We start from the raw sequence: 23,002 nt of genomic DNA on the forward strand, positions 1-23,002 counted from the left end.
ATTCTCCTTTAATGTCTGAGCTTATAGCCCTTTTGCAGCATTCTTAAGGCAATCACTGAGACTACGATAAAGAATGAGCCCACGATTGCTAGGCTAGTCCATGGGGAAATATCTGATACCCCAAAAAAGCCAAAACGAAATCCATCAATCATGTAGAAAAAGGGATTGAAATGCGACACCACTTGCCATGCTGGTGGCAAAGAGTGAATGGAATAGAACACTCCAGACAGCATGGTTGCTGGCATGATAAAAAAGTTCTGAAATGCGGCAAGCTGGTCATATTTGTCAGCCCAGATACCAGCGATCAAACCTAGGCTTCCTAAAATAGCGGCGCCTAAAAAGGCAAAAGTCAAAATCCACAGGGGGTATTCAATACTGGGCAATCCATACCAGGCGGTGATTAAAAAGACACCGAGGCCCACAACAATACCCCGAAATACGGCAGCCAATATATATGCCGCATAAAACTCAAAGTGACTCAATGGGGCCAGCAACACAAACACCAAGTTACCTGTCACCTTTGATTGAATTAACGAAGATGAAGTATTGGCAAAAGCGTTTTGCAGCACTGTCATCATGACTAGGCCGGGAATTAAAAAGGCGGTGTAACTAAGGCGGCCATAAATTTCCTTGCCTTCAAGCACGTGACCAAAAATCATCAGGTACAAAATAGCAGTAAGCACTGGTGCTGCTACAGTTTGGAAGGCCACCTTATAAAAACGCTTAATCTCTTTACGTAGTAGCGTTGGAAAACCGCTGCCGTATTCCAAGATAGGTTTATTCAGGGCATTTTTCATAAAGCACCGCCCGACATAATATTGACAAAGACATCTTCTAAATCCGTCTTACCTTCTCCATCTTTTTTAACCGAACCATAGCGAGTCAATAAATTTGCTGTGGTATCCAACGCGACGATCTTGCCTTGCTTTAGCATGGCAATGCGTTGACACAATGCTTCGGCTTCTTCTAAGTAATGCGTAGTCAACACAATCGTATGGCCATCTTGATTTAGTCTGCTAATGAATTGCCATAGGGATTGACGAAGCTCCACATCAACACCAGCAGTGGGCTCATCCAGAATAATGACGGGTGGCCGATGTACTAAGGCTTGAGCCACCAATACACGACGCTTCATGCCGCCTGACAAGGAGCGCATATTGCTATCCGCTTTATTAGTGAGATCAAGATTGGCCATGATTTCATCAATCCATGCATCGTTATTGCGAATCCCAAAATAACCTGACTGAAAACGCAAGGTCTCACGTACTGTAAAGAAAGGATCAAAAACCAATTCTTGTGGAACAACGCCAAGCATCCTTCGCGCATCACGAAAGCCCTTTTGAACGTCAGCCCCCATAATGGCTGCATGCCCGCGATCAGGCCTTACCAAGCCAGCCAAAATAGAAATTAAGGTGGTTTTACCGGCGCCATTAGGGCCCAGTAAACCAAAAAATTCCCCCGGCTCAATCCCCAAGGTAACATCATCAAGCGCTGTTAAGGCTCCATAATTTTTGGTGATATTTTTAATCGATATCGCTTGATGCATGCGCTTACAAACCTAGCAAAGCAGAGACGCCATACACACCAGCCAATACTTTTAATTTTTCAGGGGCATGCTCTACCACTAGAGACTGGCTATTCGCCTGCAAGGTTTTTTGCCAGGCTAATAGCACTGTCAGCACGGTTGAATCAAAATCTTTTAGCGCAGAACAATCTACTCTACTTAATTCAGAAAGATTGGATAGGCCCTCTTGTTGAAGCTGCAAGACATTTTCCTGCGTCACTACTTGAGGTAAACAAAAGGGCATTATTTTTTGATTTCTATTTAGATGGGCTTACTTAGTTGCAGCTAATTGCTTATTACGGTCTTGCAAAAACTTCACCAAACCATCAATCCCATTTTGACTAATTTGATTAGCAAATTGATTGCGATAGGCCTCTACTAACCAAGCGCCCATAATATTCATGTCATAGACCTTCCACCCATTGCTGCCCTTTTCTAAGCGGTAATCTAGGGAGATAGGGTCGCCGCGACCAATAACAACCGTCTTAACAACGACCTCTTTATCATCTGGCGCCGCTCTTAATGCCTTAAATTGCACAGTCTGATCACGCAGCTGACTTAAGGCGCCCGAATAGGTTCTCATCAATAGCGTTTTAAATTCTGAGGTCAAAATGGCTTGCTGCTCTGGGGTCGCTTTCTTCCAATTGGGACCCATTGCCATTTCAGTTGTACGGCGCATATCAGTAAATGGGACGATCTTCTTTTCAACCAATTCCATTACTTTTGGAATATTGCCCTTTTGAATGTCTGGGTCAGCCTTAACCGAAGTCATGACATCAGTTACTACCATCTTAATTAATGCATCAGGAGGGGTATTTTGATCGGGTGTCTGGGCGAAGATCGTGCCAGACAGCAGAAGCAAGACTGTAGCAATCGATGCCGAAATGATGTTGTTTGCTTTCATATGCCTGGTCCCATCCACTCTCAATTAGTTAGAGCTAATTTTAGCTCTTTAAACGATTTTGCTTATTCGTAAGGATTTTCATAAACGGGCATGAGAGGCTCTTCATCATTACGCCCCTCATTAATCTGATATTCACGTCGCTGTAGATAAGCATCTCGCAGAAAACTATATTTATCAATCGCCGCACCATCCAATAGATCGCCTGCCTCATAGTAGGTATTGCGAGCATTCACAACACGCAATCCTGTAATGCTATTCCTGAGGCCAACATCGGGGATGTACTTAAATAGGTAATCTGTCTCTAGGTCCGCTGCCGTTCCAAATGTGTCTCGAACGGTACTAGGGCCAAAAAACGGCAACACGACATAAGGACCCGAAGGAATTCCCCATACCCCAAATGTTTGACCCCAATCCTCTTTGTGTTTTTCGAGTCCGCCAGGAGTTGCCACATCCATCAAACCGCCTAATCCAAAAATTGTATTAACAGCAACCCGCATCAAATCATTAAACGCATAATCCGGCTTGCCCTGTAATAGGTTTTGCAAAGCCGTATAAATGTCACTGTAATTACTAAAAAAGTTATAAATGCCCTCACGCACAATCTCAGGCAGGATAAAACGGTAAGCAGCAACTACAGGCTTTAGAAGATAAGTGTCTAAACCTTCATTGAATTCAAATACGGAGCGATTGAATGACTCCCAAGGATCTCGGGGCGATGGCTCCACCCCAGCAGGAATAGAGGCACACCCCACGAAAAAGCAGGTTACGCTTAGCAACACCAAGCGCTTCAATCTGCCTGCCCACACAATCATTTTGCTGCGCCCTTTTCTTGACCGCCATCAGCTGCTTTGTTGTACAAAAACTGACTGATTAAGTTTTCCAATACAACTGCTGACTGCGTTTGAGAAATCTTTCCACCTTCGGCCAACATATCATCTGATCCACCAGCTTCTAAGCCAATGTATTGCTCACCCAATAAACCAGAGGTCAAGATCTTGGCAGCAGAATCTTTAGGAAACTTATAAGAGTCCTCGATGGTCATCACCACAGTAGCTTGATAGGTTTTGTCATCAAAAGAAATGTTAGCAATGCGCCCGACAACTACGCCAGCACTCTTCACTGGGGCGCGCGGCTTTAGACCCCCAATATTGTCAAAGCGGGCAGAAATTTTATAAGTCGGGGCAAAAGAGACGGCGTTCATATTACCCACTTTTAAGGCTAAGAAAAATGCTGCCAACAAACCAATGACAACAAATATTCCGACCCAAACATCAATTGCACTTTTTCTCATAAGAACCTCAGTTTATTCTTTCTAATTTGAGAACATCATTGCGGTGAGCAAGAAATCCAATGCCAAAACCGCTAAAGATGAAATCACTACCGTACGGGTTGTTGCTTGTGAAACGCCCTCTGGCGTAGGACGAGCTTCATACCCTTGGTAAAGCGCGATGAATGTCACCGCCACACCAAACACAATACTTTTAATGAGGCCATTTCCAATATCTGAGAACAGGTCTACACCACCCTGCATCTGAGACCAAAATGCCCCAGAGTCGACCCCAATCAAAGGAACGCCCACAAAGTAACCACCGATAACGCCTACGGCCGTGAAAATGGTTGCCAAAATTGGCATCGAAATAATCCCAGCCCATAAGCGAGGGGCAATAACACGCGCCAAAGGATCAACCGCCATCATCTCCATCGCACTTAATTGCTCACCTGCTTTCATGAGACCAATTTCAGCAGTCAAGGAGGTGCCTGCACGCCCTGCAAATAATAAGGCAGTAATGACGGGACCTAATTCACGGGTCAATGACAAAGCAACTAATAAACCTAAAGCCTGCTCAGAGCCATAGCGATTTAGCGTGTAATAACCCTGCAAGCCCAAAACAAAGCCAACAAATAATCCAGAGACGGCGATGATGACAAAGGAATGATTACCAACAAATAAAATTTGATCAATAACTAAACGGGGTCTTCTCAGTAAAAATCCTGAACGAAAAATCACTGCAACAAATAAACGCGCAGCATGCCCAAGATTACTAATATTGCGACGAATAAAAAATCCTAGGTCACCCAATAGATCAATTAATTTATGGAGAGCTGACATTAGATCTTCACTCCAAAATCTTCAGCTAGGCTTTCACCTGGATAGTGAAATGGCACTGGACCATCTGGCGCGGCATCCAAAAATTGTCGTACAAAAGGATCTGTAGAGCGACTTAATTCCTCTGGCGTACCCTGTGCACCAATGCGACCATTGGCAATAAAGTACACATAATCAGCGATTTCAAATGTTTCTTCAACATCGTGTGTAACCAATAAACTCGTGGCTCCCAGGGCATTATTCAAATCGCGAATTAAGCGCGCAGTTATGCCCAGCGAAATAGGATCTAAACCAGCAAAGGGCTCGTCATACATGATGAGCGGAGGATCGAGTGCGATGGCTCTTGCAAGTGCTACTCGTCTTGCCATACCCCCAGAAATTTGGGACGGCATCAAATCACGAGCACCACGCAAACCCACTGCATTTAATTTCATGAGAACCAATGAGCGCAATAATTCTTCACTCAAGTTGGTATGTTCTCGAAGCGGGAATGCGACATTCTCAAACACACTCAGATCTGTAAATAGTGCGCCAAATTGAAATAACATACCCATGCGACGACGAGCTGCCATGAGCTCGACTGCATTCATTTTGCCGATGTCATGACCTTCAAACAAAACCTGTCCTGATTGAGCGGTATATTGACCACCAATCAAGCGCAATATCGTTGTCTTACCGCAACCAGATCCGCCCATGACTGCAACGACTTGGCCACGACGAAACTCCATATTGAGTCCTGACAGAATTTGACGGCCATCAGGAGCGTAGGCAAAGTCGACGTCCTTGATTTCAACGACGACTTCGCCAGTGACTTTTTTGTCTACATCCAAAGGAGGCAAATGACTAATGTTCATATCCCCTTATTATCGGGGTAAAACAGATGACCCCATTAAATATTGGTCTACTGCCTGAGCGCATTGACGACCTTCACGAATAGCCCAAACCACTAGAGACTGGCCACGGCGCATATCACCCGCTGCAAATACCTTAGGGACGTTCGTTTGATAGGCATTTTGCCCTTCGACATTGGCTTTAGCATTGCCTCGAGCGTCTTTCTCAACACCAAATGCATTTAACACCTGCTGCACTGGTGATACAAAGCCCATTGCCAAGAGAACGAGGTCAGCCTTGATCTCAAATTCAGAGTTCGGAACTTCTGACATTTTTCCGTCTTTCCACTCCAAACGTACACCAATGAGCTTCTCGACTTTGCCATTTTTACCTTCAAAACGCTTAGTTCCCACTGACCAATCGCGCTCACAACCCTCCTCATGAGAAGAAGAAGTGCGTAATTTGGTTGGCCAATAAGGCCATACCAAAGGCTTGTTTTCTACTTCTGGTGGTTGTGGCAATAATTCAAACTGAGTAATTTGTTTAGCGCCATGTCGATTCGATGTACCAACACAATCTGAACCCGTATCACCACCGCCGATAACAACAACATGTTTATCGGTTGCACGAATTTCGTTTTTTAAATCGCCAGCATTTTCTTTGTTTTGAGGAATCAAAAACTCTAATGCATAGTGCACGCCAGCCAATTCGCGTCCTGGCACAGGTAAATCACGCGGCTGCTCAGCACCACCAGTGATCACTACTGCATCGTAATCCTTCATCAACTGCTCAGGAGAAACTGTCTTGGTGGAGTAGTTCTTAACTTCAGCACTTATTGCTTCTTTGCCAACAAAAACACCTGTTTCAAATTTAACGCCTTCAGCCTGCATCTGCTCAACCCGACGGTCAATCAGCCACTTTTCCATTTTAAAATCAGGAATGCCGTAACGCAAAAGTCCACCAACCCGATCATTCTTTTCAAAGACGGTAACATCGTGACCAACCCGCGCTAACTGCTGAGCAGCTGCCATACCAGCAGGTCCGCCACCCACAATCGCAATCTTTTTACCGGTCTTGGTTTTAGATGGTTGCGGTTTAACCCAGCCGCTATCCCAGCCCTTATCAATAATGGCATGCTCAATTGACTTAATACCAACCGGTGCACGATTAATACCTAGAGTGCAAGCTGCTTCACAAGGAGCCGGGCAAATACGACCCGTGAACTCAGGGAAGTTATTGGTAGATTGCAAAACGTCTAATGCATTCTTCCAATCATTATGAAAAACTAAATCATTAAAGTCAGGAATGATGTTGTTAACTGGGCAGCCGCTATTGCAAAACGGAATACCGCAATCCATACAACGCGCACCCTGAATCTTAGCTTCTTCATCGGTTAAAGCGGCTACAAATTCTTTATAGTGGTGGAGTCGTTTAACGGGCGCTTCGTATGTTTCATCAACGCGCTCGAACTCCATAAATCCAGTGACCTTACCCATATCTAATCCTTAATATCTTTTCTTAATGTCCGTATTAATTAAGCAGCAACTGTTTTCTTCTGAGCTTTTTCCCACAGCTCACCCAAGGCGCGCTTGTACTCAGTTGGAAGCACCTTGACAAAACGACCGCGGGCATTTTCCCAATCGGCCAATAGCGCTTTAGCACGCTCTGAACCGGTATGGCGGAAGTGACGCTCAATTAAACCCTTCAAAATTTGCTCATCTGTTAAACGCTCGCCACCGTCTTTGACATCGACTGGCGCATGCCAATCAGACTGTGGAATCTTTGCGATCTGTTCTGCAGAAGGCAGTACTTTTTCTAAAGTGGCCATACTCGTATTGCAACGCTTATCAAACATGCCATCTTCGTCATATACATAAGCGATACCACCACTCATACCAGCAGCAAAGTTTCGACCTGTTGTACCCAGCACAACTACAGTGCCACCAGTCATATATTCACAACCATGGTCACCAGTACCTTCTACAACGGTAGTAGCACCAGAGTTACGAACTGCAAAACGCTCGCCAGCTACACCATTAAAGAAGGCTTCACCAGCAATAGCACCGTAAAGAACGGTATTACCAACAATAATATTTTTTGCAGTATCGCCACGGAACTCATGTGGAGCACGCACAATGACACGGCCGCCAGAGATACCCTTTCCAACGTAGTCATTGCCATCGCCCACTAAATCTAGGGTGATGCCATGCGCCAAGAAGGCGGCAAAGCTTTGTCCAGCCGTACCATTTAGTTGAATATGGATGGTGTCATCAGGCAAACCTGCATGACCATAGCGCTGAGCAACTTCACCGGAGAGCATTGCACCAACAGTACGGTTAACGTTCTTCACGGGAACAATGAAGGAAACCTTCTCGCCACGCTCAAGAGCAGGCTCGCTCTTCTCGATCAAGATATTGTCGAGCGCATTGTCTAAGCCATGATCCTGCGTGAGCACTTGGTAACGTGGAACATCGCCTGCAACTTGCGGCTCAGCAAAGATCTTGCTGAAATCTAAGCCGTGGACTTTCCAGTTATCGATACCTTTGCGAGTATCTAATAAATCTACGCGACCAATTAAGTCGTCAAATTTACGAATACCTAATTGCGCCATGATCTCGCGTGCCTCTTCTGCAATAAAGAAGAAGAAATTCACAACGTGCTCTGGCTTACCGGAGAACTTTTTACGTAATTCTGGATCTTGAGTTGCTACGCCTACAGGGCAGGTATTCAGATGACACTTACGCATCATGATGCAACCCTCAACGACTAATGGAGCAGTCGCAAATCCAAATTCATCAGCGCCCAGTAAAGCACCAATAACGACGTCACGACCAGTCTTCATTTGCCCGTCAGCTTGGACTCGAATACGACTACGCAAACCATTGAGAACCAAAGTTTGCTGTGTTTCAGCAAGACCCAGCTCCCATGGCGAGCCAGCGTGCTTAATAGAAGAAAGTGGTGATGCGCCAGTTCCACCGTCATGACCAGCAATCACCACGTGATCTGCTTTAGCCTTGGCAACGCCGGCAGCAACCGTACCCACACCTACTTCAGAAACTAACTTGACGGAAACGTCTGCTTTTGGATTGACGTTCTTTAAGTCATGAATCAACTGAGCAATGTCTTCAATCGAATAAATATCATGATGTGGAGGGGGAGAAATCAAACCCACTCCTGGTACTGAGAAACGTAATTTCCCAATGTAGTCAGAAACTTTTCCACCTGGCAGTTGACCACCCTCACCAGGTTTAGCACCTTGCGCCATCTTGATCTGAATCTGATCGGCAGAACGCAAATACTCTGTAGTAACGCCGAAACGACCAGAAGCTACTTGTTTAATCTTGGAGCGCAATGAATCACCATCGAGCAATGGGATGTTGGCTTCAACAACATCGCTACCCAAAATACTGGAAAGGGTTTCGCCCTTCTTAATTGGAATGCCTTTGAGCTCATTAATGTAACGATTTGGATCTTCACCACCCTCACCCGTATTGGACTTACCACCGATACGGTTCATTGCAATCGCCAATGTGGCATGCGCTTCAGTCGAAATAGAGCCCAAAGACATCGCGCCCGTTGCAAAACGTTTAACGATTTCTTTTGCTGACTCCACTTCATCTAATGGAATCGCTTTTGCAGGATCAATTTTGAACTCAAACAAACCGCGCAATGTCATTTGACGCTTGGTTTGATCATTAATGATGTTGGCGTACTCTTTGTAAGTCTGATAGCCCTTCTCTGCACCAATACGAGTGGAGTGCTGTAACTTCGCAATCGTATCTGGCGTCCACATGTGATTTTCACCACGAATACGGAAAGCATATTCACCGCCTGCATCCAACATATTCGTCAAAACAGGATCGTTGCCAAAGGCTGCAGTGTGCATGCGCAACGCTTCCTCGGCCACTTCAAATACGCCGATACCGCCAACATTAGACGGGGTGCCTTTGAAGTACTGATCAATGATGTCGTGATTTAAACCAATGGCCTCAAAAATCTGTGAGCCGGTGTAGGACATGTATGTAGAGATACCCATTTTGGACATCACTTTTTGCAAGCCCTTGCCGACTGCTTTAACAAAATTCTTCACCGCCTTCTCAGGAGATAAATCGCCTGACAAACCTTTAGCCATCTCAGCCAATGTTTCCATTGCAAGATAAGGATGAACTGCTTCTGCACCATATCCAGCCAAGAGCGCAAAGTGATGTGTCTCACGGGCACTACCAGTTTCAACCACCAAACCAACGCTAGTACGCAAGCCTTTTTGTACTAGATGTTGATGAATTGCCGAAGTCGCCAGTAAAGCTGGAATGGCCACATGCTTCTCATCAACTTGACGATCGCTCACGATCAAGATGTTGTAACCAGAACGCACAGCATCGGCTGCTTCAGCGCATAAGGAAGCGAGACGCGCTTCAATACCGGCCTTACCCCATGATGCTGGGTAGCAAATATCTAACTCGTAAGAGCGGAATTTACCGTTGGTGTAATGACCAATATGGCGAATCTTAGTGATGTCCTCAAAATCCAAAATAGGCTGGCTTACTTCTAAGCGCATTGGAGGATTAATGTTGTTGGTATCCAATAAATTGGGTTTTGGTCCAATGAAAGACACCAATGACATCACCATGTTTTCGCGAATGGAGTCAATCGGAGGATTGGTCACCTGCGCAAACAATTGCTTAAAGTAGTTATAGAGCGGCTTATTTTTATTTGAGAGAACTGCCAACGGGCTATCGTTACCCATGGACCCGATTGCCTCTTCACCATTCATGGCCATAGGCGCCATGAGGTACTTGATGTCCTCTTGGGTGTAACCAAAGGCTTGTTGACGGTCTAATAATTTTGCCGCAGGACGAATAGTGGTTTTTTCATCTACCAAATCCGCCTTAGTTGCATCAACTTCATCTAATTTAACGCGGACAGCATCAATCCAGCTTTTGTATGGCTTCGCTTTAGAAACTGCATTCTTCAGCTCTACGTCATCAATGATGCGTCCTTGCTCCATATCAATCATGAACATCTTGCCTGGTTGCAAACGCCATTTTTGGACAATTTTGCTTTCAGGAATTGGCAATACACCTGCTTCAGAACCCATGATGACTAAGTCATCATCAGTGACGTAATATCGAGCTGGACGCAAGCCATTGCGATCGAGTGTTGCGCCAATTTGACGGCCATCTGTAAATGCCATCGCAGCAGGGCCATCCCATGGCTCCATCATGGAAGCATGATATTCATAGAAAGCACGACGGTTGTCATCCATTAATGCATGCTGCTCCCATGCCTCTGGAATCATCATCATCATGGCTTGTGCCAACGGATAACCGGACATGACCAATAACTCTAAGCAGTTATCAAAGCATGCAGTATCTGACTGACCTGGATAAATCAAAGGCCATAATTTTTTCAAATCATCACCCAACACTGGGGAGCTAATCGCGCCTTCACGTGCGTTAACCCAGTTCACATTTCCTTTAACGGTATTGATTTCGCCGTTATGCGCAATCATGCGATAGGGGTGAGCCAACTCCCAAGCAGGGAAAGTATTGGTTGAGAAACGCTGATGCACTAAGGCTAAAGCTGACACAGTACGTGGATCTTGGAGATCTTGGTAGTAAGCGCCCACCTGATTTGCCAGCAGCAAACCTTTATAGACAATGGTTCGCGCAGACATAGAAGCTACGAAATATTCTTTGCCATGCTTCAAATGTAAATCTTGAATTGCATGACTTGCTGTTTTGCGAATGACATACAACTTCCGTTCAAGCGCATCGGTTGTCATGATGTCACGACCACGACCAATAAAAATTTGACGAATGAATGGCTCTGTCATTCGTACTGTTGGTGACATTGGCAATTTCACATCTACCGGAACATCTCTCCAACCTAAAACAACCTGACCTTCTAAACGCACTGTGCGTTCTAATTCTTGTTCGCAAGCTAAGCGTGATGCATGTTCCTTTGGAAGAAAAATCATGCCCACACCATATTCACCTAATGGAGGTAAGGTAATACCTTGCTTTGCCATTTCTTCGCGATACAAGGTATCTGGAATCTGAATCAAAATACCAGCACCGTCACCCATCAATGGATCTGCGCCAACCGCACCACGATGATCTAAGTTTTCAAGGATCTGCAAACCTTGAGAAACGATCTCGTGGGATTTCTTACCCTTGATGTGTGCGACAAATCCTACGCCGCAGGCGTCATGCTCATTTTGTGGGTCATATAGACCATGAGCGATTGGGCGAAGATTGATATTCGTTTGTGTAGTCATAATATTTCCGAGGGGCGACAAAGGCCTGATTACTTTTGGAGGATCAAATATAGGGGAATACCCATGCTGATGCAATAGAAATAAAATGACTCTGTCCCGTTTATTTCTATACCGCACCAAAATGAATTAGCTAAATAGGGACAGAGTCATTGACTTTGAACTCTTTTGTTGAGACTCCCCAAGTCATCAATGAAGCTAAGGTGCTGAATTTAATGAAATTATTTTTCTTGGGCGGCCACGATGTCGTATTTGAGCAAGTTCTGGGCGGTCTTTAAAGAGCTTTTTGGCGTAAATATCACTTACCCAAGGCTTGGAGCGGAGCAAAGATTCCGTGATTTGCCTGTCCTCCCAATGCGGCGCACCCTCTTTGACATAAGCAGCCCAACCCATTTGTCGCTCAAAAGGGGTATTACCCAATCGCCAAAAGTTCTGATGATCTACTAGCCATGGATCGGAGTTTCCGCCGATATGCGTTGCGAAACTAGTCCAGGCTGAATCTTGAGGGCTCGATTCAAAACCTGCCCTGACTGGATTAAGCTCAATATAGCGCTGACAGCGCAAGAAATAATCTGGGTCAATCAAAGAAGAGCGATAACGCCCCTCCCAAATAGTCCCCGACCGTTTGTGTTGTTGATTGAAGTACTGGGCATAACGCCTACCTAAAGACTGCATCGTTTTGGCCAGCGAATCTTCATCCTTTGGCGTTAGCAAGAGATGAACATGATTGGGCATTAATGCGAATGCATGAACTGCGCATCCAAATTGTTTGGCAGCCTCTCTTAACCATTGCAAGTAAATGCGACGATCCTCTTCACTAAAAAAGAGAACTTCACGATTATTACCACGCACCATGACATGCATTACCTGACCAGGTATTACAGTGCGCGCTTGCCGAGCCATGATGTGATCGAGTTATTGAAGTTCGCTTACGCCGCCAGCGTTAGAGAATTCAGGAATAAACCAATCTCCATCAACCTGAGTTACACCGCTAGGGACTTCACGACTTTCCTGAGGGACATCTCTTAAGGCAGTGCCCATGTAAGAAATCCACATTGGCAATGCAAGACCACCACCTGTCTCTCGGTCACCTAAGCTAGCGGGCTTATCAAAACCAATCCATGCAACTGCAACCACTTTAGGGTTATAACCGGCGAACCATGCATCATGGGATTCATTAGTTGTGCCAGTTTTACCGGCAATATCGTTACGACCTAACTTGGCTCTTGCCGATGCAGCAGTACCGCTCTTAGTCACTTCTTGCAACATGCTGTCCATCACAAAAGCTGTTCGGGCATCCAAGACTCTAGTGGCGTCCTCGCGTGCGCGAGTTGGTTTTGCCTCAAATAAAACCGCCCCTTTAGAGTCCACCATTTTGTCAATGAGGAATGGGTCGACTCGATAACCGCCATTAGCAAACACACTATAAGCCGAAGCCATTTGCAGAGGAGTCACTGATCCCGCACCCAGTGCCATAGTCAAGTATGGCGGATGCTTTTCAGGCTCAAATCCAAAGCGTTGAATATATTCTTGGGCATAGGATGGACCAATTGCACGAATGATTCGAACCGAAACCAAATTCTTCGATTTTGCTAAGGCATTACGTAAACGCATCATGCCGTCATATTTGCCATCGTAGTTCTTTGGCTCCCAAGCCTGACTGCCTGTTTCCATGCTGCCAATCGATAAAGGCGCATCATTTACTGCAGTGCTAGGAGAGAAACCTTTTTCGATTGCAGCAGCGTAGATAAAAGGCTTGAATGATGAGCCCGGTTGACGCAATGCTTGGGTGACATGGTTGAACTGATTACGGCGGAAATCAAAACCACCAACCAAGGAAAGAATCGCGCCCGTTTCGGCATTCATGGAAACAAAAGCTGCCTCTACCTGAGGCAGTTGCGCCAACTTCCAAATGCCACCATCTGATAGCAATCTCACAATCGCACCAGGACGTAAACGTTTTTTAGGTTGCGCGCTATCAGTTAATGACGCTGATGCTAATTTCAGACCATCACCTTTAATGGCAATCACATCGCCAGTTGATGTCATCACCTGCATCTCTTTAGGCTTTACATCCAGCACCACACCAGACTGCAAATCGTCTAATTGTGGATAAGCCAATAAAGCTTCATCAATTGCACGCTGCATCTTAAGAGGATCCTCAGGCAAGGTTATGAAACCCTCTGGTCCCCGATAAGCATGTCGCAAGTCATATTCAAATATGCCACGTCGCACGGCTTTGTAGGCGGCCTCTTGGTCGGTCTTCAAAATCGTGGTGTAAACATCAATACCCTGTGAGTAGATTGCTTCACCATACTGAGTAAAGAGCAATTGACGAACCATCTCCGCAGGGAAATCTGCCCGTACACTAAATTCATTGCCTAAGCCGCGAATGCGCAACTCCTCTGCCATTGCCTTTTGATAATCCTCTTGCGAGATATAAGACAAATCACGCATGCGCTGCAAAATGTATTCTTGACGAATTTTGGCGCGCCTGAAATTACTTACCGGGTTGTATGCTGAAGGCGCCTTAGGTAAGCCTGCCAACATGGCTGACTCTGCAATCGTGATGTCTTTTAACTCTTTACCAAAATAAATCTGCGCAGCACTTGAAAATCCGTAGGCTCTTTGTCCCAAGAAAATCTGATTCATATAGATCTCAAGAATCTTATCCTTGGTCAGTTGTGACTCAATTTCCCAAGACAAGAGGACTTCATAAATCTTGCGGCTAAATGTTTTTTCATTGCTTAAAAAGAAATTGCGCGCCACCTGCATAGTGATTGTGGAGGCCCCTTGAGAGAGATTGCCACGTAAATTTGTCAAAGCAGCCCTCAAGATGCCGACATAATCAACGCCACCATGAGAGTAAAAGCGATCATCCTCAATCGCTAACACTGCATTACGCATGCTTTGTGGAATTTCATTCAAGGGAATAACTTTGCGACGCTCCTCACCAAACTCACCGATCAAGACCTTATCAGCCGTATAAATACGCAGAGGTGTCTTCGGGTTGTAATCGGTTAATGCAGATATTTTGGGTAGATTAGGCTTGGCGATTAAAAATGCATATCCCATCAAAAGCGCCACCACAAAAGCAAAGACCACTCCCATGATGAGCAAAGCCTTAATTAAAGGATTGCTTGAAGAGTTTCGTGCCAAATGAGATTGGCCCCCATATTGACGAGGACGCCTGTCAGGCTGACGGGAAGTTCGCTGATTAATCGGCGGCTTGTCTTTTGGGGGGAGAGCCATATGACCAAATTATAGGGCGCTTAGTCAATTGTCCTAAAAGCAATAAAACCCACATTCTTTAAATTCTGGAAAGTGCGTTCTGATGCCAAATTAAGCCAAACCTGATAGTCATTCATTCTGAAGGCTTGAAGAATATGGGCATGCCAGCACGCCAAATTTCCCCCCAATCATTTGACCAAATCTTGAGTGATCTGGGTGATGATCCAGCAATCCCAGACCCCCATGGGATACGTAAATCAAGCGCCCCAAAAAATGTCGCTCCACCGGCTCCTAGCCAAAGTAATCCTCAGCCTATTTTTGGACTCCCGGGACAAATAGATTTACTTTCTCAAGCGAAAAAATTAGGTCTTTTTCTAAGCTTAGGGGTACTTTTACTAGCCCTCCTCATGGGCGGATTGATCACCTATAAATTCATTCAAGAGGATGGAAATACAGATTTAGAAGAATCTCAGCACCGCATATCAGCCCTGCAAAAGGAAGTGGGCTTAATACGAAAAGAACTGAATGAGGAAGTGGATATCCTATATGAAGAAATGGATAAATTAGAAGTGAGTATTCACTCATTAAAGGAGATCAAGCCCAATATCAAGGCGCTTGCAAGGCCTACGACCACTCCACATGAACAAGAAATCCGTCGGTGGCGTTATTTAGGCAGCAGCCAAATTGGGGGGATCCAACAAGCACTGTTTCATCTTGGTAAATCTCATACCCAATTTGCAAAAGAAGCATTGGTATTGGGTGAATGGCGCCTTTCTCATATTGAAAAGGATGCCGCCATTCTGAGTCATCCACAAGGCAAAACGATTGTGCTTAAACCGGTGAAAAGCGAATGAAACAAGCCCATAAAAAACTCTCTTCATTCTTCCTTTCTCTTGTCCTATTAGCACCCTTTTTTGTCAGCCCCTCCCTTGGCAATACCCCAAGCAAAAATCTTGCTCAAGAACCAGTAAGTCTTCACTTTTCTGAGATTGAGGTTTCCGAGCTTTTGCAGCTTTTAGCAAAGATGGGGAAAACCAATTTTTTACTCAGCGAGTCGATTAAAGGAAAGATTACTGTCAGCTTAAATAACACCCCTTGGCAAACAGCCCTTCACTCGATTATGGCTAGCAGGGGTCTTCGCCTGGTTCGGAATGGCGATATCTATTGGATTGGTCCTCATGCAGAAATCCAGGCGTTTCAAAAATATCGGCGTGAAGATGCGGCACTTCCTTTTGGTGGCGATCATGTGAATAGCCCGCGGCAAATCTTAATTGAAGCCCGCATTGTTGAGGCAGATGAGCGCTTTGCACGTGAGCTTGGCGTAAAGCTAGGCTCACAAGCCAATACTATAGGCGGCAATCCAGAGCAAACTTTGGTGAGCAACCTCGATTTGGCAGGCACCGGCCTCAATGGGTTTAGCCCCGCAACCATAGCAGCAACCCTAGTCTCCAAAAATGCACAGCGGCTCTTGCAGATAGAGCTCTCAGCACTTGAAACAGAGGGTCAAGGGAAAATTTTGTCTAATCCTCGCATCATGACTGGCGACCAAGTGAAAGCAACCATTGAACAAGGAACTGAGCTTCCCTATCAAACCACCTCCCAAAATGGCAGCAAGCTCCAATTTAGAAAGGCTAATTTACGCTTAGAGGTTCTTCCCAAAATTCATCCAGATGGAAAAATTTCGATGTTGGTTGGGATCAATAAAGACACTATAGGCATGAAAACAGAGCAGGGCTATGCCATTGACACTAAAAGCTTGAGCTCCGAGGTAACCGTTGAAAACGGTGGTACAGCCATTATTGGTGGAATTTTTCAAACTACCGAAAGGGAAGATGAGGTGAAAATTCCTTTGTTGGGTGATATCCCTCTTCTTGGCCACTTATTTCGTCATAAATCCAAATTACAAGACAAAACAGAGCTACTTGTCTTTCTAACACCCACCGTTCTAGACAAACCCTAATAAAATCGAGGGGTGAACTCTTCAACCAAGAATATTTTCCTCATCGGCCTTATGGGCGCGGGTAAGTCAACCGTAGGAAAAGTATTGGCCAAAAAATTAGGTCGTCGGTTTTTAGATGCAGACCATGTCATCGAAGAGCGTTGTGGGGTCAAGATACCCGTCATCTTCGAAATGGAAGGTGAAGAAGGTTTTCGAAAACGTGAAGCGCAAACAATTCGAGATGTCACTGCCGAAGAAAATATCATCCTAGCAACTGGTGGTGGCGCAGTCCTGTTGCCAGAAAATCGCAAAGCACTCAGTGAGCGTGGCACTGTCATTTATCTCCATGCTAACCCTATTGAACTATGGCATCGCACTAAAGGTGGTGAAGGACGGCCCCTGCTGAGAAGTGGTGATCCAAAAAAAATTCTAGAAAATTTATATTCCCTTCGTGATCCTCTGTATCGCGAAATCGCTGATCACATCATTGAAACTGGCAAGCCCAGCGTCAATCAATTGGTCAACACCTTAATCATGCAACTTGAACTTGCCTCCTAAAATGACGATGAAAACACTTGAAGTTGATCTCGGTAGTCGCAGCTATCCAATCTATATTGGCGCCAACCTGATTGATCAGCCTGCTTTATTTAGCGCATGTGAAAAAGCGACCTCTATTTATATTGTCACCAACACCACGGTTGCCCCACTCTATGCAGAGCGCCTTAGTAAAACCTTAAGCAGCTTTGGCAAACCCATCAGAACCATTGTGTTACCAGATGGCGAGTCATACAAGGATTGGAAAAATCTACAGCTCATTTTTGATGATCTTCTGAAATTTGGAGCCGATCGTCAAACGATGCTCATCGCTTTGGGCGGTGGCGTCATTGGGGATATGACTGGGTTTGCTGCAGCAAGTTTTATGCGAGGTGTACGGTTTATTCAGGTACCCACAACCCTGCTCTCTCAAGTAGATTCTTCGGTTGGTGGCAAGACCGGCATCAATCATCCGCTTGGAAAAAATATGATCGGGGCATTTCATCAACCGGTGGCAGTGGTTGCCGATTTAAATACTTTAAAGACTCTGCCCGCACGCGAACTGTCTGCAGGTTTAGCGGAAGTAGTAAAACATGGCGCTATTGCAGATGCTGCATTTTTGGACTGGATTGAATCTAATTCAGCTGGTTTATTGGCATGCGATACCGATGCTATGGCACATGCCGTCTTACGTTCTTGCGAAATTAAATCTGCCGTTGTCTCTGCAGACGAAAGAGAAGGCGGCATTCGTGCAACTCTGAACTTTGGTCATACTTTTGGCCACGCCATTGAAGCAGGCATGGGTTATGGTGAATGGCTACATGGTGAAGCAGTAGGTTGTGGCATGGTCATGGGTGCCGATCTATCTTGTCGCCTAAATCACATCAGCAAAGCAGAAGCGGAGCGCTTGACTAAAATCATCCAGTCAATGAACTTACCAATAGTGCCGCCAAAATTTGGAGCAGCTCGCTATATGGAGCTCATGCAGGTAGATAAAAAAACTGAAGGCGGCCAAATTCGTTATGTGCTTCTTGAAAAAATTGGCAAAGCCCAGATTAAGAGCGTGCCTGATGCACAAGTGTTAGAAACCTTAATCGCTACTGGTGCCGCCTAATTCAGCGACTTATTTTTTCTTCAACTCTATAGTGATTGCTTTGCCTGCTTGGGCAGTAGCAAATTGAGATAAATCATTCAGCAGCTCACGGCCCGTTTTAGTGTCAAGCCATAATGGTTGAGCCATGGTGCCTGCCCAGCGATAGTGATAGCCGCCTGATTTAGCCGCAACCCAAATCTCATGCAAAGGCGGCTGCGTATTGACCACAATGACGCTTTTGTCACGAAAACGAATATTGATGACATTACCGCCTTGGCGCTCAACGTCTAAATCGAGATCGAGCTCATCATCAGCAGCCTCCAAGGCCAATTCAATTGATTGCAATAAATGACTGCCCTGCTCATGAAATTGCTTATCGTCGATAGTTTCAATACTCAAATTATTTGGATTCATATCCGCGCCCTGCATGCTATATTCAATTATTCGTTTTAGAGACATTCATGATAGCGATTATTAATAGAGTCCTTGGCATTAGCCTTCTAATATCCCTTGCTGGATGTGGGGTTAGGGGACCTCTGATTTTGCCAATTATCCCCCCGGTTCCTCCAGCGCCTACTGCGCCTGAACCCAAAGGGATACTCTATCCACCTCAGGCTCCTGAAGCCGCACAAACTCCGGCAAGCAATGACAAGTAAAGTCCTTCCTCTTCCTAAATTATCTGGATTTACAGAGCGCAACGGTAACTGGTACGCCGAAGAAGTTCCTTTAGCAGACTTGGCAAACGAATTTGGTACCCCTCTCTATGTTTATAGTCGAAAAGCATTAACTGAGGCCTATCAAGCTTATGATCGCGCATGTCTTGATGCAAGCGGCAAGCGCCGAGCTCGCGTTCATTACGCCATGAAAGCCAACAGTAACTTAGCTGTAATCGATTGCTTTAAAAAATTGGGGGCTGGCTTTGACTTAGTCAGCGGCGGCGAATTAGCTCGTGCCTTAGCAGTCGGAGCCGACCCAAAAAGTCTTGTCTTTGCAGGCGTTGGAAAATCGGCTACAGAAATTGCTCAAGCATTAGAAGCTGGCGTCAAATGCATCAATGTCGAATCGATCGCCGAACTTCATCAGATCAATCGCGTAGCTACGAAGCTCAATTGCCGTGCACCGATTTCCTTACGTGTTAATCCCGACGTAGACGCACAAACCCATCCCTATATTTCCACTGGTCTTAAAGGAAATAAATTTGGTATTGGATATCACGAAGTATTAAAGACATATCGAGAGGCTGCACAACTATCGCAAATAGATGTGGTTGGCATCGATTGTCATATTGGTTCACAAATCACCACTACTGCGCCTTATTTGGATGCTCTCGATAAAGTCTTAGATTTAGTTGAGCATTTAAAAAAAGAAGGCATTGTGATTCACCATCTTGATTTAGGTGGCGGCCTAGGCATTGCGTACAGTGATGAAACGCCGCCAGATATTACTGAGTTCACGAATACTTTATTAAATCGTGTAGCCGAGAGAGGCTTTGGACATCTTGATGTTGTGCTAGAGCCTGGAAGATCCCTGGTGGGTAATGCTGGCGTTCTCCTCACTAGAGTGGAATACCTCAAACCCGGCGTTGAAAAAAACTTTTGTATTGTGGATGCCGCTATGACTGAGCTCATGCGCCCAGCCTTATATGAAGCGCATCATGGGATCGTGCCCGTACAAGCTAAGCCAGGCAAAGCAAGTACTTACGATGTCGTTGGTCCAGTTTGCGAATCCGGCGACTGGCTTGGAAGAGATCGTTCATTGGCAGTTGAAGAAGGGGATCTCTTGGCGATTCTGTCAGCGGGTGCTTATGGATTTGTGATGGCATCAAACTACAACACACGTCCTAAGCCAGCTGAAATTATGGTGGACGGAAAAAATGTTTACGTCATTCGCAAACGTGAAAATACCAAAGACTTGTTTGCAAGCGAGACAGTGTTACCAAAATAATGTATTGAATAGCCCAAGAAAAAACCCCGCTAAACCAGCGGGGTTTTTTTATCTTTTTATTTTTTTAGATTAACGCAGACCAGCCATGTAATCTGCCACTGCCTTCATCTCTTGATCTGAAAGCTTGGCAGCAATCATTGACATTTGACTACTATTTTTGCGTGTACCTTCACGGAAAGCCATTAGCTGGGCGCTAGAGTAGTCAGCCCATTGACCGCTTAACAAAGGATATTGATTTGGAATACCAGCGCCAGTAGGGCTATGGCAAGCAGCACAAGCTGGAACGCCCTTAGCAGCAATACCGCCGCGATAAATACTTTGACCCAACTGGATACTGTCTTTATTTTGAGCAACACCTAAAGAAGCTGGTTGAGCAGCCAAGTAAGCAGAAATATTGTTCATGTCTTGCTCAGTCAAAGTAGCAGACATACCCATCATGACTGGGTTTGCACGACTGCCCTCTTTAAAGTTCTTTAATTGCTTAGCTGTATATGCAGCATGCTGTGCTGATAATTTTGGCCATGTGCTTACTGCGCTCTGGCCTTTAGGGCCATGGCATGTAAGACAAGCAGTTACGCCGCGACTAGCATCCCCATTGGAATACAGTGCTTCACCTGCAGCTAGGTCTACCTTTGGCTTACCTGGCACGGCTGCTTTGGCATCAGCCATTGGAGCTGCCGGGGCAGGATCAGCCGCAAATGCAAGACCAGAAATGCTTGTTAGAGCGAAAATGGAGATAACCGCAAAACCAGCACGCAGGCTAGTTAATTTGGAGATTTGGGAGCTTTGACGCATTATGTTTACCTTGGCAAAAATTCCTAAAAGTGTTTGGGCCCTACATTTACAACCTTTTACCCAACACCATGAGATATTTCATGATTTTGCGTGATTTTACAATAGCTTCTCGACATGTCTAAACTCTTTCAAGCCCGATTCGCAACCACAGTCAATGACACCCATTGCCTGCCTGCCACCCCCCTTCGTGAGGTGGCTTTTGCTGGCCGCTCCAATGCCGGCAAATCCAGCGCCATTAACGTCCTTTGCAATCAAAAAAGGCTCGCTTTTGCTAGTAAGACCCCTGGTCGGACCCAACATATCAACTATTTCGGTCTTTTTGCCAAAGATGACCTTCTGGCTTATTTGGTCGACTTACCAGGCTATGGCTATGCTGCAGTCAACCATGAGACCAAATACCACTGGAATGCCCTCCTAAGCGATTATTTACAAGAGCGGGAGCAGCTGGTTGGAATGGTGCTCATTGTGGATGCTAGGCGGGGCATCACCGACCTAGATGAACAAATGATTGAATGGTTTGTGCCTACGGGCAAGCCCATCCATATATTGCTCAGCAAATGTGACAAACTGAACAAAAGCGAGTGCAAACATGCCCTGGAGGATGTCAGAAAGCAACTTCAGCAATATGATCCAGCGCTCCCTGACGGAACTGGAGACTCTAAGCAACTTACGGCACAATTATTCTCAAGCACCAAACGCATTGGTCTTGAAGAGGCTGATAATTTAATTATTAAGTGGTTATTTGAAGCAGAAACTCATGAAGATGAAATCACCAACTAATTCTTTGTTGCACTTTCCAGCACACCGCCCTCGTCGCATGCGCCGAGACGATTGGTCACGTCGCTTAATGCAAGAAAACCACCTCTCGGCTGGTGATTTAATTTATCCCGTATTTTTGCTCGAGGGTACAGGACAATCACAGGCGGTGGCATCAATGCCAGGCCTGAGTCGCGTTTCACTAGATCTTCTTTTGCCTGTTGCTCAAGAATGTGTTGATCTTGGCATTCCAGTGCTAGCGCTATTCCCCGTAATTGATGCTGCGTTAAAAACCCCAGATGGCAAAGAAGCTTTTAATCCCAATGGCCTGATTCCTACAGCTGTACGTGAACTTAAAAAACATTTTCCCACTTTAGGCATCATGACTGATGTGGCGCTTGACCCATATACAAGCCACGGTCAAGATGGTGTTCTCGATGATCAGGGTCGGATTCTGAATGATGAGACCACAGCGATTTTGGTACAGCAAGCTGTAGCTCAAGCAGAGGCTGGTGTTGATATTGTTGCACCATCAGACATGATGGATGGTCGTATCGGAAAAATTCGTGAAGCGCTTGAGCAAAAGAAACTTATTCACACGCGCATCATGGCTTATTCAGCTAAATATGCATCCGCATTTTATGGTCCATTCAGAGATGCAGTAGGTTCAGCCAAGAATCTGGGTAAGGCAGATAAAAAGACCTATCAAATGGACTACGCCAATACTGACGAGGCTTTGCGGGAGGTAGGTTTAGATATTAGCGAAGGTGCTGATATGGTGATGGTCAAGCCAGGCATGCCCTATTTAGATGTTGTTCGTCGCGTAAAAGAAGAGTTCAATTACCCTACTTACGCCTATCAAGTGAGCGGTGAATATGCCATGCTAAAAGCTGCTGCGCAAAATGGTTGGTTAGATCACGATGCAGTCATGATGGAATCTCTCATGGCCTTTAAACGTGCTGGTGCTAATGGCATTCTCACTTACTTTGCACTAGAAGCTGCGCGCTTACTCAAGGCAACTAAATAA

At 45.4% G+C, this 23,002-nt stretch carries 21 protein-coding genes and 1 pseudogene; 8 read left to right on the plus strand and 14 right to left on the minus strand.

The annotated features are described in order from the left end of the window. Nucleotides 1-8: 8 nt before the first annotated feature. The 12 genes from ICN41_RS08090 to ICN41_RS08145 all read right to left on the minus strand — a co-directional run bounded on the left by ICN41_RS08090 (nt 9) and on the right by ICN41_RS08145 (nt 14,935). Nucleotides 9-797, minus strand: coding sequence for an ABC transporter permease (locus tag ICN41_RS08090; protein WP_216292434.1), 789 nt, complete (start codon nt 795-797; stop codon nt 9-11). After that, nucleotides 794-1,546: an ABC transporter ATP-binding protein gene (locus ICN41_RS08095; protein WP_216292435.1), complete on the minus strand. Its 753-nt coding sequence runs from the start codon at nt 1,544-1,546 to the stop codon at nt 794-796. The genes ICN41_RS08090 and ICN41_RS08095 overlap by 4 nt, the downstream gene beginning before the upstream one ends. Nucleotides 1,547-1,550: 4 nt before the next feature. Further along, nucleotides 1,551-1,808: a lipid asymmetry maintenance protein MlaB gene (locus ICN41_RS08100; RefSeq protein WP_216292436.1), complete on the minus strand. Its 258-nt coding sequence runs from the start codon at nt 1,806-1,808 to the stop codon at nt 1,551-1,553. Between the two features lie 27 nt (nt 1,809-1,835). Then, the gene (locus tag ICN41_RS08105; RefSeq protein ID WP_216292437.1) at nt 1,836-2,468 is read right to left on the minus strand and encodes a phospholipid-binding protein MlaC; all 633 of its coding nucleotides are present in this window, start codon (nt 2,466-2,468) and stop codon (nt 1,836-1,838) included. A 62-nt stretch (nt 2,469-2,530) separates the two neighbouring features. Beyond that, on the minus strand, nt 2,531-3,280 hold the full coding sequence (locus ICN41_RS08110) for a VacJ family lipoprotein (RefSeq protein WP_216292438.1): 750 nt from the start codon (nt 3,278-3,280) through the stop codon (nt 2,531-2,533). After that, the gene (gene mlaD / locus ICN41_RS08115; RefSeq protein WP_216292439.1) at nt 3,277-3,759 is read right to left on the minus strand and encodes an outer membrane lipid asymmetry maintenance protein MlaD; all 483 of its coding nucleotides are present in this window, start codon (nt 3,757-3,759) and stop codon (nt 3,277-3,279) included. The genes ICN41_RS08110 and mlaD overlap by 4 nt, the downstream gene beginning before the upstream one ends. A gap of 21 nt (nt 3,760-3,780) precedes the next feature. Further along, nucleotides 3,781-4,578 (minus strand): lipid asymmetry maintenance ABC transporter permease subunit MlaE, encoded by a 798-nt coding sequence (mlaE, locus tag ICN41_RS08120; RefSeq protein WP_216292440.1) that lies wholly within the window; start codon nt 4,576-4,578, stop codon nt 3,781-3,783. Beyond that, nucleotides 4,578-5,429, minus strand: a complete 852-nt coding sequence (locus ICN41_RS08125) for an ABC transporter ATP-binding protein (protein WP_216292441.1) — start codon at nt 5,427-5,429, stop codon at nt 4,578-4,580. The genes mlaE and ICN41_RS08125 overlap by 1 nt, the downstream gene beginning before the upstream one ends. A 9-nt stretch (nt 5,430-5,438) precedes the next feature. Then, nucleotides 5,439-6,902, minus strand: coding sequence for a glutamate synthase subunit beta (locus tag ICN41_RS08130; protein ID WP_216292442.1), 1,464 nt, complete (start codon nt 6,900-6,902; stop codon nt 5,439-5,441). Between the two features lie 38 nt (nt 6,903-6,940). Next, the gene (locus ICN41_RS08135; RefSeq protein WP_216292443.1) at nt 6,941-11,686 is read right to left on the minus strand and encodes a glutamate synthase-related protein; all 4,746 of its coding nucleotides are present in this window, start codon (nt 11,684-11,686) and stop codon (nt 6,941-6,943) included. A gap of 195 nt (nt 11,687-11,881) precedes the next feature. After that, nucleotides 11,882-12,586, minus strand: coding sequence for a transposase (locus tag ICN41_RS08140; RefSeq protein WP_216292444.1), 705 nt, complete (start codon nt 12,584-12,586; stop codon nt 11,882-11,884). A 12-nt stretch (nt 12,587-12,598) separates the two neighbouring features. After that, a complete protein-coding gene (locus ICN41_RS08145; RefSeq protein ID WP_216292445.1) occupies nt 12,599-14,935 on the minus strand; it encodes a penicillin-binding protein 1A in 2,337 nt (778 codons plus the stop codon). Nucleotides 14,936-15,075: 140 nt separating this feature from the next. Here ICN41_RS08145 and ICN41_RS08150 point away from each other — a divergent pair, with 140 nt between their 5' ends. Genes ICN41_RS08150 through aroB form a run of 4 tightly spaced genes read left to right on the plus strand, consistent with a single transcriptional unit; the run spans nt 15,076 to nt 18,501 of the window. Further along, nucleotides 15,076-15,768 carry a hypothetical protein gene (locus ICN41_RS08150; RefSeq protein ID WP_216292446.1) on the plus strand — a complete coding sequence of 231 codons (693 nt, stop codon included), beginning with the start codon at nt 15,076-15,078 and terminating at the stop codon, nt 15,766-15,768. Next, nucleotides 15,765-16,874, plus strand: coding sequence for a secretin and TonB N-terminal domain-containing protein (locus ICN41_RS08155; RefSeq protein WP_216292447.1), 1,110 nt, complete (start codon nt 15,765-15,767; stop codon nt 16,872-16,874). Before ICN41_RS08150 ends, ICN41_RS08155 begins: the two co-directional genes overlap by 4 nt. Nucleotides 16,875-16,886: 12 nt before the next feature. Continuing rightward, complete coding sequence (locus tag ICN41_RS08160) at nt 16,887-17,411, plus strand: shikimate kinase (RefSeq protein ID WP_216292448.1); 525 nt, start codon at nt 16,887-16,889, stop codon at nt 17,409-17,411. Nucleotides 17,412-17,418: 7 nt separating this feature from the next. Continuing rightward, nucleotides 17,419-18,501, plus strand: coding sequence for a 3-dehydroquinate synthase (gene aroB, locus ICN41_RS08165; RefSeq protein WP_216292449.1), 1,083 nt, complete (start codon nt 17,419-17,421; stop codon nt 18,499-18,501). A gap of 9 nt (nt 18,502-18,510) precedes the next feature. On the opposite strand, the gene cyaY is transcribed toward aroB, so the two are convergent. Further along, nucleotides 18,511-18,894: an iron donor protein CyaY gene (cyaY, locus tag ICN41_RS08170; protein ID WP_216292450.1), complete on the minus strand. Its 384-nt coding sequence runs from the start codon at nt 18,892-18,894 to the stop codon at nt 18,511-18,513. Between the two features lie 47 nt (nt 18,895-18,941). On the opposite strand from cyaY, the pseudogene ICN41_RS11395 reads away from it, so the two are divergent. Then, nucleotides 18,942-19,022: pseudogene (locus ICN41_RS11395) on the plus strand (lipoprotein); the annotation flags it as partial. Nucleotides 19,023-19,125: 103 nt separating this feature from the next. After that, on the plus strand, nt 19,126-20,424 hold the full coding sequence (gene lysA, locus ICN41_RS08180) for a diaminopimelate decarboxylase (protein WP_216292452.1): 1,299 nt from the start codon (nt 19,126-19,128) through the stop codon (nt 20,422-20,424). Between the two features lie 69 nt (nt 20,425-20,493). Here the strand turns inward: lysA and ICN41_RS08185 are convergent, their stop codons facing one another. Then, nucleotides 20,494-21,219: a cytochrome c gene (locus tag ICN41_RS08185; protein WP_216292453.1), complete on the minus strand. Its 726-nt coding sequence runs from the start codon at nt 21,217-21,219 to the stop codon at nt 20,494-20,496. 114 nt (nt 21,220-21,333) lie between these two features. Here ICN41_RS08185 and yihA point away from each other — a divergent pair, with 114 nt between their 5' ends. Then, on the plus strand, nt 21,334-21,999 hold the full coding sequence (gene yihA, locus ICN41_RS08190) for a ribosome biogenesis GTP-binding protein YihA/YsxC (RefSeq protein WP_216292454.1): 666 nt from the start codon (nt 21,334-21,336) through the stop codon (nt 21,997-21,999). Next, complete coding sequence (gene hemB, locus ICN41_RS08195; RefSeq protein WP_216292455.1) at nt 21,977-23,002, plus strand: porphobilinogen synthase; 1,026 nt, start codon at nt 21,977-21,979, stop codon at nt 23,000-23,002. Before yihA ends, hemB begins: the two co-directional genes overlap by 23 nt.

This window comes from Polynucleobacter sp. 15G-AUS-farblos, from assembly GCF_018882445.1.
Classification (GTDB): Bacteria; Pseudomonadota; Gammaproteobacteria; order Burkholderiales; family Burkholderiaceae; genus Polynucleobacter.